The 13,609-nt window shown below is 73.7% G+C and carries 14 protein-coding genes; 6 read left to right on the plus strand and 8 right to left on the minus strand.

Annotated features, from left to right (window positions below; all coding sequences use genetic code 11):
* Positions 1–492: 492 nt before the first annotated feature.
* From ACZ6ZT_RS17320 to ACZ6ZT_RS17335, 4 genes are all read left to right on the plus strand, one after another.
* Positions 493–729: a hypothetical protein gene (locus ACZ6ZT_RS17320; protein WP_469720008.1), complete on the plus strand. Its 237-nt coding sequence runs from the start codon at positions 493–495 to the stop codon at positions 727–729.
* A 689-nt stretch (positions 730–1,418) separates the two neighbouring features.
* Complete coding sequence (locus tag ACZ6ZT_RS17325) at positions 1,419–1,778, plus strand: hypothetical protein (RefSeq protein ID WP_469720009.1); 360 nt, start codon at positions 1,419–1,421, stop codon at positions 1,776–1,778.
* 13 nt (positions 1,779–1,791) lie between these two features.
* Positions 1,792–3,882 carry a SpoIIE family protein phosphatase gene (locus ACZ6ZT_RS17330; RefSeq protein ID WP_469720010.1) on the plus strand — a complete coding sequence of 697 codons (2,091 nt, stop codon included), beginning with the start codon at positions 1,792–1,794 and terminating at the stop codon, positions 3,880–3,882.
* 225 nt (positions 3,883–4,107) lie between these two features.
* Complete coding sequence (locus ACZ6ZT_RS17335; protein ID WP_469720011.1) at positions 4,108–4,275, plus strand: hypothetical protein; 168 nt, start codon at positions 4,108–4,110, stop codon at positions 4,273–4,275.
* Positions 4,276–4,429: 154 nt separating this feature from the next.
* Here the strand turns inward: ACZ6ZT_RS17335 and ACZ6ZT_RS17340 are convergent, their stop codons facing one another.
* Positions 4,430–4,876 (minus strand): DUF6299 family protein, encoded by a 447-nt coding sequence (locus tag ACZ6ZT_RS17340; RefSeq protein ID WP_469720012.1) that lies wholly within the window; start codon positions 4,874–4,876, stop codon positions 4,430–4,432.
* A gap of 569 nt (positions 4,877–5,445) precedes the next feature.
* On the opposite strand from ACZ6ZT_RS17340, the gene ACZ6ZT_RS17345 reads away from it, so the two are divergent.
* Complete coding sequence (locus tag ACZ6ZT_RS17345) at positions 5,446–5,940, plus strand: DUF5949 family protein (protein WP_469720013.1); 495 nt, start codon at positions 5,446–5,448, stop codon at positions 5,938–5,940.
* Between the two features lie 97 nt (positions 5,941–6,037).
* Here ACZ6ZT_RS17345 and ACZ6ZT_RS17350 read toward each other — a convergent pair whose 3' ends face one another.
* Together ACZ6ZT_RS17350 and ACZ6ZT_RS17355 are read right to left on the minus strand one after the other, a co-directional pair.
* Positions 6,038–7,294 carry a cytochrome P450 gene (locus ACZ6ZT_RS17350; RefSeq protein WP_469720014.1) on the minus strand — a complete coding sequence of 419 codons (1,257 nt, stop codon included), beginning with the start codon at positions 7,292–7,294 and terminating at the stop codon, positions 6,038–6,040.
* Between the two features lie 123 nt (positions 7,295–7,417).
* A complete protein-coding gene (locus ACZ6ZT_RS17355; RefSeq protein WP_469720015.1) occupies positions 7,418–8,587 on the minus strand; it encodes a low temperature requirement protein A in 1,170 nt (389 codons plus the stop codon).
* Between the two features lie 414 nt (positions 8,588–9,001).
* On the opposite strand from ACZ6ZT_RS17355, the gene ACZ6ZT_RS17360 reads away from it, so the two are divergent.
* On the plus strand, positions 9,002–9,202 hold the full coding sequence (locus tag ACZ6ZT_RS17360) for a hypothetical protein (protein ID WP_469720016.1): 201 nt from the start codon (positions 9,002–9,004) through the stop codon (positions 9,200–9,202).
* A gap of 13 nt (positions 9,203–9,215) precedes the next feature.
* Here the strand turns inward: ACZ6ZT_RS17360 and mscL are convergent, their stop codons facing one another.
* From mscL to ACZ6ZT_RS17385, 5 genes are all read right to left on the minus strand, one after another.
* Complete coding sequence (gene mscL, locus ACZ6ZT_RS17365) at positions 9,216–9,716, minus strand: large conductance mechanosensitive channel protein MscL (RefSeq protein ID WP_469720017.1); 501 nt, start codon at positions 9,714–9,716, stop codon at positions 9,216–9,218.
* Positions 9,717–9,836: 120 nt separating this feature from the next.
* Positions 9,837–10,304, minus strand: a complete 468-nt coding sequence (locus ACZ6ZT_RS17370) for a hypothetical protein (protein WP_469720018.1) — start codon at positions 10,302–10,304, stop codon at positions 9,837–9,839.
* Between the two features lie 344 nt (positions 10,305–10,648).
* Entirely contained in the window at positions 10,649–11,482 is an 834-nt protein-coding gene (locus ACZ6ZT_RS17375) for an S-methyl-5'-thioadenosine phosphorylase (protein ID WP_469720019.1), read from the minus strand.
* A gap of 92 nt (positions 11,483–11,574) precedes the next feature.
* The gene (locus ACZ6ZT_RS17380) at positions 11,575–11,895 is read right to left on the minus strand and encodes an FmdB family zinc ribbon protein (protein ID WP_469720020.1); all 321 of its coding nucleotides are present in this window, start codon (positions 11,893–11,895) and stop codon (positions 11,575–11,577) included.
* Between the two features lie 67 nt (positions 11,896–11,962).
* Positions 11,963–13,306: an MFS transporter gene (locus ACZ6ZT_RS17385; RefSeq protein WP_469720021.1), complete on the minus strand. Its 1,344-nt coding sequence runs from the start codon at positions 13,304–13,306 to the stop codon at positions 11,963–11,965.
* Positions 13,307–13,609: the final 303 nt, after the last annotated feature.

Consider the following 13,609-nt stretch of genomic DNA (forward strand, 5'->3'; position numbering starts at 1 on the left):
CCGGTTCGCTCCGGCTCGCCCGTCGCGGCGGGGGGCGGGGGCGGGTCTGGTTCGGCCGGCCCGGCCGGGGGCGAGGTCCGGGCCGGTTCGGCCGCAGACCCGACCCTGACCCCACCGGGCTCTGCGGGGCCGCCGTCGTCCTGGGCAGGGGACGTCGGAGACGCGCTGCCCGCCCTGCCGGCCAGCCGGCGCCCGGAACCGGCGCCGACCTGCCCGGGCCTGGCGGAGCCCCGTACGGCGGACTCCGGGCGGACGGGCTCCCCGCCGGTGCGTCCCGACCCGGTGGTGTCGGGCCGCGCGGAGGATTCCGTACCGGGGGAGTCGGGCCCGGGGGGTGCGGGTGTGGCTGCGGATCTGCGGGGCGGCCCGGGTGCGCCGGTCGTGCCGTCGGCGGCCCCCGGTGCCTCGGGGTGGCGGCCTGGGGGCGGGCGGCGTACCCCGGACAGCCTCACGGGGCTCGGGGGCGGGCGGCGCGTCGGTGTGCCGCGGCCGGTGAGGGTGGAGGCGGCCTGGTTCGCCGCCGATGACCTCGGGCCGTTCCTCGCGATGATCGGGGCCTTCCTGGGACGCGGCCTCGACAAGGGGGCCCGCGCGTTGCGCGGCGTACCCGGGCAGGGCCGGCGTACGGCCCGCGCCGCGTGGGCCCCGCGCCAGCGCGCCGGCGAGCCACCGGCCCGCCCGCTCCCACCGGAGACCCCGGCGGAGCCGGACGAACTCCTGACCCGGTGACCCCCGGCGCGCGGGCGCGCCGGCCCGCACGCGCGTAACCGGAGCCCCTTCCGCCGGCCGCCGGGCACGGTGTCGCGTACGGGGGCCGGTTACCGGACGGCGTACGGAGACCCGACCGGCCGGCTTCGTACAGCAGCCGCCGCCACCGCCCGGCACGGTGTTGTGTACGGACGCTGGTTTCTCCGAGGACGGCGTACGGCGACCGCCGGGGCCGGCTTCGTGCAGTAGCGACCGCCGTCCTCGCCGCCGGGCGTACCGCCCCGGAGGCGTTGCGCCGTGGGGGAGCGCGGGATGGGTTATGGGCGTGGGCGTCCGCGCTGCCCGGGTGCCCCCCCGGTGGGTGCTCGGAGTCGGGTGGTGTCCCGTCGGACTTGCGGTGCCGGGGGGCCGTCCGCCGTTGTGTGCCCCGGGGGAGCGCCCGGCTGGCCGGTCCGGCGGCTGGTGGCTGTGCCGCCCTTCGGTTGGTGGCTGGGCGGGCCGCCCCGGACCGGGCCGGACCGCGCTGTTCGTGCGTGGCGGGGCCGGGGCCGCTCCCTCGTTCGGACCTTCCATGCGATTCGTACGCGGCGCGGGGGCCCCGGCGGGGAGACTGGTGGAGGGAGTCCTGGCCCGCCCCGGCGGCCCGGGGCTCGCCGACCGGCACCACCGACGACGTATCTCCGCTGAGATCCACCTGAGAGGGGTCCGCGATGGGCGCGGAGCGAGCACAGGGCGGCCGTGGCTGGGTGCGCATCCCCGCCAGCCGCGGGGAGCAGGGCGCCGCCGGAGCGGCGGCCGCCGGCCCACCCCCGTACGGCGGCACATCGTACGGCGGCCCACCCCCGTACGCCGGCACGTCGTACGCCGACCCTCCCCCGTACGGCGGCGCACCGTACGCCGGCACCCCGTACTCACCCCGGCAGCCCGCCGGGGCCTTCACCCCCCGCGACCCGGCCGCCATCTACCTCTCCCTCGTCAAGCGCTGGCGGGAGGCCGGACGCACCCTTCCGGGGCATCCTGACGAGGAGTGGGAGCGGCTCATCTCCCAGCCGTGCTGGCCCGGCCGTTAGGTGGTGTGTTCTCGTGGCAGCGGCGGAGCGCGACAGACCCGGGCGGGGCGCCCCCGGCCCCCTGACGGGACCCGGTGAGCGGCTCGCGCTCAACGGCATGGGCAGCTTCGAGTGGGACCTCGACAGCGGCACCCTCCTGCTCGACGAGGCCGGACTGACCGTCTTCGACCTGGAGCCGGCCGAGTTCGACGACACCCCCGAAGGCCTCGGCCTGCGCATCCCCGCCGACGACGCGGCCCGCCTCTCGGCCACCGCGGTCGCCGTGCTGGAGAGCGGCGAGGAGACGTACGGCGCCTACTTCACGGTGCGCCGGCGCGACGGCCGCGACCAGTGGACGCACACCCAGGGCCGGGTGCTGTGCGACCCCGACGGCCGGCCGCGCCGCATCGTCGGGATCGTCCGCGACGCGACCGCCGAACTGGCCCACGCCACCGTGCTGCGGAAACTGGAGACGGCCCGCGCCCAGCAGGCCGCCATCGTGCAGCGCACCACCGAGGCCCTGTCGCGGGCGGTGACCGTCGACGACGTGACCGCCGCCCTCACCGGCGCCGGCGCCCTGGAACGGCTCGGCGCCGACGGGCTCGCGCTGAGCCTCGTGGAGAACGGCGCGATCAAGATCATCGCGCTCAGCGGGGAGTCGCTGGAGATCCTCAGCGAGCGCAAGTTCACCCGGCTGGACGGATCGCTGCCGCTGTCGCAGGCCGTCCTCACCAGGAAGGCACGTTTCGCCACCTCCCTGGCCGCGCTCGCCGAAGAGTTCCCGCTGCTCGCCGACTACCTGAACCGCATCCGCTACGACGCGGCCGCCTACCTCCCCCTCATCGCCCAGGCCAAGGCCATCGGCGGACTCGTGCTCTTCTACCGGCGGCGCACCGAGTTCAGCCCCGAGGAACAGAACCTGTGCCTCGGCCTGGCCGGCATCGTCGCCCAGTCCCTCCAGCGGGCCCTCCTGTTCGACCAGGAACGCGAGTTCGCCACCGGCCTCCAGGCCGCCATGCTGCCGCGCCGCATCCCCGAGATCACCGGCGGCGAGATCGCCGTGCGCTACCACTCCGCCTGGAGCGGACGGGAGGTCGGCGGGGACTGGTACGACGTCATCGCCCTGCCCCGCGACCGCGTCGGGATCGTCGTCGGCGACGTCCAGGGCCACGACACGCACGCCGCCGCCATCATGGGCCAGCTGCGCATCGCCCTGCGCGCCTACGCGGGCGAGGGGCACTCGCCGTCCACGGTCCTCGCCCGGGCCTCCCGCTTCCTCGCCGAACTCGACACCGAACGCTTCGCCACCTGCATGTACGCGCAGGTGGACCTGGAGACCGGAGGCGTACGGGCGGCCCGCGCGGGCCACCTCGGCCCGCTCATCCGGCACACGGACGGGCGTACCGGCTGGCCCAACGTGCGCGGCGGCCTGCCCCTCGGGCTCGCCACCGTCTTCGGATACGAGGAGTTCCCCGAGACCCGCCTCGACCTGGTGCCCGGCGAAACGCTCGTCCTGTGCACCGACGGGCTCGTCGAGGAACCCGGCACCGCCATCACCCAGGGCATGGACGCCCTCGCCCACGCCGTGCGCGGCGGTCCCCAGGAGGCCGGGGCGCTCGCCGACCACCTCTCCGACCGGCTGTGGGAACGCTGGGGCTCCGGCGACGACGTGGCCCTGCTCGTCCTGCGGCGCGCCCCGGACCCCGGTACCCAGCGCGCGCCGCGCATCCACCAGTACATCCACCAGGCCGACCCGGAAGGCCTCTCCGAGGCGCGCTACGCGCTGCGGCAGGCCCTGCGCGACTGGGGCATGGCCGAACTCGCCGACGACGTCGAGCTGGCGGCGGGGGAGTTGCTGGTCAACGCCCTGCTGCACACCGACGGCGGGGCCGTGCTGACCATGGAGGTGCTGCCCGAGCCCGTACGGCGGCTCCGGCTGTGGGTGAAGGACCGTTCCAGCGTCTGGCCGCGGCGGCGCACCCCGGGCGAGGCGGCCACCACGGGGCGCGGGCTGCTGCTTGTCGACGCCCTGGCCACGCACTGGGGGGTGGAGTCGCGGGGTGACGGGAAGGCCGTGTGGTGCGAGTTCGCCGTGGACGCCGCCACTCCGCGTGACGCGGCGTGACCTGACGGTCGCTCCGGGTTGTGGGGTGGGGGGTGTGGGGTGATGATGCGGCCATGCGACGGAAGGTTTTGATGAGGGGCGCGCCGGCGGGGGCGCGTCGGCGGGGTGTGCGGTGAGCGGGTTCGAGAGGGCCGGGTACGCGTCCGCCGGGTCCGCGTTCGGGACGACGGGCACCGCGACGACCGCGACCGCAGCGACCGGCACCGCCGCGACGAGGGTCGTGCCGTGCGTCGCCTGAGCCGGGGGGCGGTCACGGGCATTCTGGCGGTGCTGCTGTTGGCGGCCGGGGTGCCGAAGGCCATCGACTGGACGACCGAGCGGCCGCACGCGGACACCGGCTGCCGGAGTGTCGCGTTCATGTCGATGACGGGCGTCGCGCCCGACTGCCCCTGACGGTAAGGCGCGGTGCCCAGCGGGCCCGGTCCGGGCCGGGCACGGACGGACCCGGAATCGACCCGCCCCGCCCGCCCGCCCGCAGCCCGGCAGCGGCGGCTACCGGGTCCGCGGGCGGGCGGGGCGGGATCCGGCAGAGGGGCGGCCGGCCGCCTCAGCGCCGGTAGGCCACCCGGATGTCCCGCTCGTCCGCGGCGACCACGTCGATCGCCTTCGGCATCAGCCCGCCGCCGAAGTGGACCTCCTGGAGCTCGGCGGTCGCCCGTGCCCGCCCCTCGTGGATTCCCGGGGCCAGCCGCATCGCGCCGCGCGCCTCCCACCGGTGCTCCCGGCCGTCGCAGCGGGCGTCGCCCGCGCCGAGGCCGAGGTGGAAGCGGTCCTGCACGACCGTCACCTTCACCTGAACCGCCCCCCTGGGTGACGGGGCCTCGCAGCTGTAGGTGCCGGAAAGAGTGATCGTTCCGTCCCGGTCGATGTCGGCGTGCGGCCGGAGGGAAATGTGCTGGTGGAAAACCGTCGCCGCGGCGGGGGCGGTGAACAGGGTGGCGGCGGCCAGTGCGGAGAAGGCCGCGAGGGCAATTCGGCGGGCGGGCGTACGCATTTCTTCCTCCAGGTGCGCGTGGGTGACGGGATTCCGCCGGAACGCATTGTGCTGGCAGCCGGCGCCGCAGACGCGCCGCATACTCGTGTCGGTGGACGCAATTCCCCGCCCGGGCGCGTGAGACCGGCCGCGATCCCTCCCCGCACCGCGCTCGTCCCTCCCGAAGGGGCCCGCCGGGAAGGCCGCCCGTGCGGGTGACTCCGTACGGGTGCCAGAGCGCGCGGCGGCCGCCTGGGCGGGCCCCGCCCCGGCGCTGTCCGTCAACGCCGGCGGGGCCTCGTACCGGCTCCTCGGGGGCGGGGGGCGTACGGCGGCGCCGGGAAGCGCCGCCCGGGGGTGCGGGCCGGTGGGCCGGCCACCGGCAAACCGTTCGTCTTCGATTACCCGGCGTCGGTGAGCGGGCGGGTCGGGGAGTGGTGTTCGAAAGCCCGTAATGCGCGTTCGGGGTGAGGTCGCAATACCCGTAGGCGAACACGTGGGCGAATTCCGGAGGGGGTTTCCGGACCGTATAGCCCGCCCGGGTGAAAGACCGTGAAAGGGCCCGGCGGCGGACGGCTAAGGTGCGGCGCATGACTTCTACGCAAGCCGAAATCGACCGGACCCAGCTCGGCACCCTTTCCGTGCTCGCCTGGATCGGTGACCCCTCCGAAGGTCACGACATCCCGTATCTCCTCGCCTACACGCTCGGCGACGGCCCGCAGGGCCGCGAGGCCGGCGAGAAGGCCGCGCGCGGCTTGCTGGAGGAGATCGGCCTGCCGATCGGCGACGTGGTCATGGACGGCACCCGCAGCCCGCGCACCTTCGCGGTACAGATCGTCCTCGCGGGCAACCAGGTCGCGCTGACCCTTCCCGGTCTGAACGCCACCTGCACCGCCCCGGACGAGTGGGTCGCCGCCGCCCATGAGAGCGGGCAGGCGTACTTCCTGTTCGCCACGCGCGCCTGGCCCGAGGCCGTTCCCGGCAAGCCGGTCACCCCCGAGATCCTCCAGGGCTTCGCGGGCGACGAGGAAGTCCTCACCAGCAGCGCCCACTGCGTCCTGACCGTGCAGAGCCTGCAGAGCTAGGGCGGCGGCGGGCCGCCGCTCTCCGGCCGCCGGGCTCCCAGCCTGCCCGGTGGCCGGTTCCCCCCCGGCCCGCCTCCGGCTCGCCCACGGTGTCCGGTCAGGGGCGTTCGAAGGCGAAGCGGAGCGAGCGCACCCGGTTGTCGAAGCTGGAGCCCGCCAGATCGGGCAGGCCCACCGCGCGCAGTCCCACCGGCCGCGTCAGCAGCTCGCGGAACAGCGCCTTCATCTCCACCCGGGCCAGGTGCGCGCCCAGGCAGAAGTGCGGACCGCCGCCCCCGAACCCCAGGTGCGGATTGGGGGAGCGGGTGATGTCGAAGGCGTCGGGGTCGGGGAAGACCGTCTCGTCCCGGTTGGCGGACGCGTAGTACAGCACCACTTTCTCGCCCGGATGGAACACGCGCCCGCCGAGGGTGTGTTCGGCCGCCACCGTACGGCGGAACTGGATGATCGGCGTCGAGTGCCGGATCATCTCGTCCACCGCGCCGTCCGCGTACTTCTCGAAGTCCGACAGCAACAGGTCGCGCTGGCCGGGAAAGTCGGTCAGCAGCGTCAGCCCGTGGGTGATGGCGTTACGGGTGGTCTCGACGCCGGCGACCATCAAGAGGCTGAAGAACGACCCCAGTTGCCGAGCGCCGAGGGCCTGGCCGTCGACGTTCGCGCAGACCAGCGCCGAGATCAGGTCGTCGGTGGGGTTCTTGCGCCGCTCCCGTCCGATGCCCGCGACCATGCGCTGCATCCGGGCCAGCGCCCGCAGCCCGCGCCCGGGCATCCGCAGCCGGGACGCCAGGCCGCGCTCCACGCCGATGTGCTCGGAGGCGTGGTCGACCCGGTCGGCGATCTCCGCCCGGTAGCGCTCCGGGATGCCCATCATGTTGCAGATGACCTCCAGGGGCAGCCGGGAGGCCACCGCCGAGACGAACTCGTCCGGCCGCCGCTCCAGCATCTCGTCCACGATCCGGGCCGCGACCGCGTGGATGTCCTCCTCGGCCGCCGCCAGCAGCCGGGGCGTGAACGCCCGCTGCACGATCTTGCGCAACCGCGCGTGGTCCGGTCCGTCGAGGTTGACCATCGAGTCCCCGAACAGCGCCCGCACCCACCGGGCCGGCTCGGGCGTCGTGACGCCGGGCGCGCTGGCGAACACCTTGGGCAGCCGGCTGGCCTCCTGCACGTCGGCGTGCCGTACGAGGGCCCAGTGGCCCGCGCCCTCGGGGACGAACACCGGCGAGGGCAGGGCGCGCAGCCGGGCGAACGCGGCGAGGCGGCGGTCCGGCGGGAGCTGCCAGAAGCCCGGCTCGGCCAGTTCCGCGCCGGGGCCGCCGTCCGCGCTGCCGTGCCGCTGCGGGGGGATCGTCATGGGGGTCATCTCTTCCTGTCAGCGTCGCGCGCCGTGCGCTGTGCTGCAGAACGGCTGCGGGGGCGCCGGGGTGACGGCCGCCCGTCGCCGGGGGCCGGGGCCGGGGCCCCTGGTTCCTCGGGCTCAGGCAGCGCCGACGGTGGCGTGGGCCGGGTCCCGGACCGCGAGGGTCAGGCCCGCCGCCACGGCGGCCGTCGCGACGAGGCCCGCGTAGAGCACCGCGTACGCACCCGTCCACGAACAGGCGAGGATCGCCACGGCGGACAGCGGCAGCACCAGCTGCTGGGCCGGGCCGCGTTTGAAGTGGCGCGAGTGCAGCAGCCACACCATCAGCAGGAACGACGCGGCCGGGATGGTGACGGAGGCGTTCGCGGCCAGCTGCGAGATGTGGGCCTTGCCGACCGCGTGCTCCACCGCGACCTCGATGCCGGCGCCGATCGCCGCCCCCGAGGCGAAGATCGGCAGGTGGCCGTAACCCCACGGAATGGCCTCCCGGTTGGAGTTCAGGCGCTCGTGCATCGGCACCGCGAAGTAGATCCACCACGCGGCGAACACGATCAGCAGCCCGCCGGCGGCGATGGGCAGCAGCTCGCCCAGCGCCTCGTGCTCGTCCAGCGCCGACTTGACGGCCACCGTGCTCGCGGCGATGGTCTCGCCGAGCACGATGATGGTGAACAGGCCGTACCGCTCCACGATGTGGTGCGGGTGCCACGGCGTCTGGTGCCCGCGCTCCGCGATCACCGGCACCAGCAGCTCGGCGGCCACCAGGACGAGGAACAGCCAGCGTTTGAGGTCGTCCGGGGCGAACAGCAGGCCCACCCAGCCGGCCTGGCAGATCACCAGCCCCGCCGCGTACGTCAGCGCCGCCGTACGGGCCTCACCGCTCTCCCCGGCCGCTGCCCGCAGCCACTGCGCGGTCAGCGCCACGCGCATGATCAGGTAGCCGATGACGGCCACTGTCCAGTCGTTCTGGTCGAAGGCGCGGCTCACGCCCGCCGCGTACACGAGGACGCCGGCGATCTGGACGAGTGTCGCGATGCGGTACGGCACGTCGTCGCAGTCGTAGGCGGAGGCGAACCAGGTGAAGTTCATCCACGCCCACCACACCCCGAAGAAGACGAACAAGTAGCCGGTCACCCCCGCCCCTGGATGGCCCTCCGCCAGCGCGTGCACCAGGCGCTGACCGGCCTGGGCGATCGCGACGACGAAACAGAGGTCGAAGAACAGCTCCAGCGAGGTCGCCGCACGGTGGGGCTCGTCGCGGCTGCGGGCGGTCATCGGTACGTACGTCATACCGCACAGCACATCAGGGCCCGTGCGCGTCACGAACCAGGCGCGCGCGGAGATTCTTGTGCAAGTTTTCACAAGCAGGGGAAGGGCTTTCGGCCCGGCCGAACACGCAGGTCACAGGGGGTGGGCGGGGCGTCGGCGGCCAGGCAGCGGGGCTTTCGGGCGTCACCTCGGGACCAACGCGGCCGCAACGGATCGATCAAAGGGCGTGCAAAGGGCTTCTCGTCCGCCATCGCCGCCTACGGCTTCTTCTTCATCCCGGCCATGTTCGCGGCCATGGCCGTGACCAGCGCGCTGTGGCTCTTCATCGGCTTCTACGCGACCTGCCTCGCGTGTGCTGGTGGTTCTACGCGCGCAAGGGCGCGCAAGCCCCCAGCTGACCCGAGGGGGCGGAGGGGGCGGCCGTACCCTGGAAGCATGAGCACCCCCGCCGCCCCCGACCCTGCCGCGACCCCGAGCCCGCCGCCGAGGCCCAAGCCCAAGCTGGTCTTCGACGACCCGCTGGACCAGCAGTCCTCGGACGACACCGACCGGGGCTGGGGCGAGCGGCCGGCCGCCGGCGGCAGCGCGGCCGACCTGGCCCGCTTCCTCGACGAGAAGCCCCCGCACCACATCTGATCCCGCGGACCGCTCAGAACGCGTCGCGCGACCCCGGAGCCGCGCCGCTGCCGCCGTTCGGACCCCGCTGCGCCACCAGGGCGTCGCGGATCTCCTTGAGGACCTCCAGCTCGGTGATCTCCATGGTCTCCTGCACGCCTTCCTTGGCCCTGCGGCGCGCCTCCTGCCGGGCGAGGTACTTCGCCATGGGCAGGACCATCAGGAAGTAGACGACCGCCGCGGTGATCAGGAAGGTCAGCGTGGCGTTGAGGACGGACCCCCACAGGATTTGGACGCCGGTCGGCTCGCCCTTCGCGTCGACCCCACAGGGTGTCTTCAGACACGAGGTGTAGACATCCAGGCTTTTCGTGCCGATGGCGCCCACGAGCGGGCTGATGATCCCCTTCACGATCGAGTTCACGATGTTCGTGAACGCGGCGCCGATCACCACGGCCACCGCCAGGTCGACCACGTTGCCGCGCATCAGGAAGGCCTTGAAGCCCGCCAGGACGCTCTCCTTCTTCTTGCTCACCATTGAGCCTTTCTTTGGAACTGCCGGACACGGAGCCAACGGTTTCGAAAACTACGGCAGTTTGGGACCGGCGTGTCCAATCGGTGCCCACCTCAAGGTGGTTCGACTGAGCGCGTGTGCGAATCAGCACAACGTCACCGCCAGCCGCGCCGCCGCGCCCGCCCCCACCAGGGCCCGCGCGGTCTCCCGGGGAACGGACAGCACCACCAGCGCACCGCCGTCCACGACGCCCTTGCCGGTGTCCGGCTCGGGCACGTCGGCGACACGAGCGCCCTCCGCCACCACATGGGGCGGTCCGGTGCGCTCGGCGGCGACCACGTCCACCCGGTCGCCGGGGTGCAGCAGGCGCACCGTCGCCGCGTCCGCGATGCGTACGGGCGCCGACACCATGCGCACGGCCGCCGGCGCCGGCTTCACCGCGGGCGCGGCCGTGACGCGGGAGGCGCGGGCCTCCGTACCGCCCACCGCCAGGGCGGCCGCCACCACGGCCAGCCCGGCCGCCGTGACTCGCCTCCTGCGGCGCACCGCACGGCGCAGCCGGCCACCGGCCCGCCCCACGCGCACCGGCGGGAAGGAGGGGACGGTGTGCACGGGAGGGCACGGAGAGGAAGGCGGGGAGACGGGGGAGGAGGGCGTACGGGGCGTGCGGGAGGAGTTCCTGGACATGGTGAGCACCGCCGAACGGGTCGAGTTCCGGTGTCCGGGCCCAGCGCCCGGACACCCTTCACCATCCGCCGCCCGGCCGGATCGTGCTCGAACCTGTGGACGGTCCCCAGCCTGTGGACAACTCCGTCACCCTCGCGTGGGACACCGGGAGTGCGTGAACACCGGTGCGGTTCGGGGAAGCGGCCGTCGCCCCGCTGGCCCATCGACGAGTACGGCGCCACGAACGCCGCCATGAACGGCGACCGCCCACGGCCCGCGCCCGCGCCCGGCTACGGCAGTTCGATGCCGAGGTCCCAGCCGTCGTGGGCGTGCGTGCACAGGCAGTCGCGCGACTCCGTCGGCGGAAGGGCCGCGACGGCGTCGAAGAGGACCTCGCGGAGTCGGCCCACGTTCTCGCCGAAGACCTTCAGCACCTCGGTGTGGGAGACGCCCTCGCCCGTCTCGGCGCCCGCGTCCAGGTCGGTGACCAGGGCCATCGAGGTGTAACAGAGGCCCAGCTCGCGCGCCAGGACCGCCTCCGGGTGCCCCGTCATGCCGACCACCGACCAGCCCGCAGCCGCGTGCCACCGCGACTCGGCCCGCGTGGAGAACCGGGGCCCTTCCACGACGACCATCGTGCCGCCGTCCACCGGCTCCCAGCCCCGACCCCGCGCCGCTTCGAGCGCCACAGAGCGCCCGACGGGGCAGTACGGATCGGCGAAGGTGGTGTGCACGACGTTCGGAACGGTGCCGTCCGGCAGCGGCTCGCCGTCGAAGTAGGTCTGGGCTCGGGTCTTCGTACGGTCGACCAGCTGGTCCGGCACCAGCAGCGTCCCCGGCCCGTACTCGGCCCGCAGACCGCCCACCGCGCACGGCCCCAGCACCTGGCGCACGCCGACCGAGCGCAGCGCCCACAGGTTCGCCCGGTAATTGATCTTGTGCGGCGGCACGGTGTGGCTGCGCCCGTGCCGCGGCAGGAAGGCGATCTGGCGCCCGGCCAGCTCGCCCACGTACAGGGAGTCGCTCGGGGGCCCGTACGGCGTCTCCACCCGGACCTCGGAGACGTCCTCCAGGAAGGAGTAGAAGCCCGAGCCGCCGATGACACCGATCTCTGCGTTCACCATGGCGCCACCCTAACCGGGCACGCGCAAGGCCCCGCGGCCCAGGAGGGCGTGCGGGGCCTTACGGAAAAAGGAAGACGTACGGCGGGTACGGATCAGGCGGCGGACGTCGAGCTGGAGCCCGCGCTGCCACCCGTACCGGACGACGACGTCGAGGAGGACGCGGCGGCAGGCGCGGCGGCGGTCGACGTCGAGGACGACGACGTCGGCTTCGTGGCAGGCGTGCTGCTCGACGAGGCGCCACGGCTGTCGTTCCGGTAGAAACCGGAACCCTTGAAGACGATGCCGACGGCGGAGAACACCTTCTTCAGGCGTCCGTCGCAGTTCGGGCACACGGTCAGTGCGTCATCGGTGAACTTCTGCACGGCCTCAAGGCCCTCACCGCACTCGGTGCACTGGTACTGGTAGGTCGGCACGAATTTCCTCCTGGCACTCTGACTCGATGAGTGCTAACGACGCTCCATGGTGACGTATTCCGGCGGATCAGTCCACCGTCACAGGCTGGCGGTGACCGATGCCACGCTCGTTCACCCCGTTAAGGGTGGCCTCGACGGGCTTCGGCGCGGCCGCCTGGGCGGACGCGTGCACGATCCGGCTCGGGGCCGGCGGGGTCAGCTTCGCCCGCAGGGCCAACAGGGTGATAAGCGCGAGCGCCGTGGCCGCCAGCGGCACGAGGAAGCCGTACGAGGACCCGTGCGCGTCCGTGAGCCGGCCGGCCAGGGTGACGGCGGCGGCCTGCCCGAAGGCGACCGCGCCGGTCAGCCAGGTGAACGCCTCGGTGCGCGAGGCGGCCGGGATCAGCTGCTCGATCATGGTGTAGCCGGTGATCAGGGCGGGGGCGATGCACAGGCCGACGACCAGGCCGAGCGCGCCCAGCAGGAGCATCGAGTGGGCGGCCCACAGGACGGACGCGGCGGCGGTGAGGCCGACGTAGCCCGTGATCAGGCGGCGGCGCGGACCGATCTTCCAGGCGATGGCGCCCATGGCGATGCCGGCGGTCATGTTGCCGGCGGCGAAGATGCCGTAGAGCAGGCCGTTGGCGCCCGGGTTGCCGATCTCGTTGGAGAAGGCGGCGAGGGAGACCTGCATGCCGCCGAACACGGCGCCGATGCCGATGAAGGCCACGATCAGGACGCGCAGGCCGGGGAAGGACAGCGCGGAGGCGTGCTTCTCGTCGCCGGCCAGGACCGGGGCGGCCTTCGGCTCGCTGGAGCGCTGCGCGGCGAAGAAGAGGCCGCCGAGCAGGGTCAGGGCCGCCTCGGTGGCCAGGCCGGCCGCCGGGTGTACGCCGGTGCACAGGGCGGTGGCGAGGACGGGGCCGACGACGAAGGTGAACTCGTCGGTGACGGACTCGAACGCGGCCGCGGTCGGCAGCAGCGGCGAGCCCTCCAGCTTGGCCGCCCAGCGGGACCGGACCATGGGCCCGACCTGCGGAACGGACGCGCCGGCCGGGACGGCGGCCAGCGCGAGCGCCCACAGCGGGGCGCCGAGGAGGGCCAGTGCGGTCAGGGCGCAGACCGCGGCGGCGTGGACGAGGACGCCCGGTACGAGGACGGCGCTCTGGCCGCGGCGGTCGGTGAGCTTGCCCATGACCGGGGCGAAGAGGGCCATGGAGACGCCGGTGACGGCGGCGACGATGCCGGCGTCACCGTAGGAGCCGCTGGCGTGCTGGACGAGCAGCAGGATGCTGATGGTGAGCATGCCGAACGGCAGCCGGGCGGCGAAGCCGGGGAGGACGAAGCCGGGGGCGCCGGGCGTGCGCAGCAGCTGCCCGTAGCCGGGCCGGGTGGACGTGGCGGACTTGTCGGTCGTGACCGCGGATGTCACGGCCTGGCCTTTCCGCTGCCTGGTAGAGCGTCCCCGTCTGCGGACGGCGGGCCGCTTTGTGAGCGGCCGCACCCGTACATGTGGGAGCCCCGAGAGCTGTCCTCTTGCGCAGAACCGAGTGATACCTGGGCGCCCACTGCGGGGATGCCACGGCCGCTTTGCGGTCGCGCCAGCTCTGCGTCAGGCAGAGTTGGTTCGATCTGGTGTGCCTTCATCGTACAGGGGGATCGTGTACCACGTCCTGTGATTGCGGTGACAACTCGTGTCTTCACCTGCGATTAACTGGAGTGTCGCATTCCACCC

The sequence above is a fragment of the Streptomyces sp. NPDC102258 genome (assembly GCF_055584685.1).

What these genes read in the sequence shown, in the direction of transcription:
- ACZ6ZT_RS17325 (WP_469720009.1), top strand. Translation starts at nt 1,419, where the DNA reads ATGGGCGCGGAGCGAGCACAGGGCGGCCGTGGCTGGGTGCGCATCCCC.
- ACZ6ZT_RS17340 (WP_469720012.1), bottom strand. Translation starts at nt 4,876, where the DNA reads ATGCGTACGCCCGCCCGCCGAATTGCCCTCGCGGCCTTCTCCGCACTG.
- ACZ6ZT_RS17345 (WP_469720013.1), top strand. Translation starts at nt 5,446, where the DNA reads ATGACTTCTACGCAAGCCGAAATCGACCGGACCCAGCTCGGCACCCTT.
- ACZ6ZT_RS17350 (WP_469720014.1), bottom strand. Translation starts at nt 7,294, where the DNA reads ATGACGATCCCCCCGCAGCGGCACGGCAGCGCGGACGGCGGCCCCGGC.
- ACZ6ZT_RS17355 (WP_469720015.1), bottom strand. Translation starts at nt 8,587, where the DNA reads ATGACGTACGTACCGATGACCGCCCGCAGCCGCGACGAGCCCCACCGT.
- ACZ6ZT_RS17360 (WP_469720016.1), top strand. Translation starts at nt 9,002, where the DNA reads ATGAGCACCCCCGCCGCCCCCGACCCTGCCGCGACCCCGAGCCCGCCG.
- mscL (WP_469720017.1), bottom strand. Translation starts at nt 9,716, where the DNA reads ATGGTGAGCAAGAAGAAGGAGAGCGTCCTGGCGGGCTTCAAGGCCTTC.
- ACZ6ZT_RS17375 (WP_469720019.1), bottom strand. Translation starts at nt 11,482, where the DNA reads ATGGTGAACGCAGAGATCGGTGTCATCGGCGGCTCGGGCTTCTACTCC.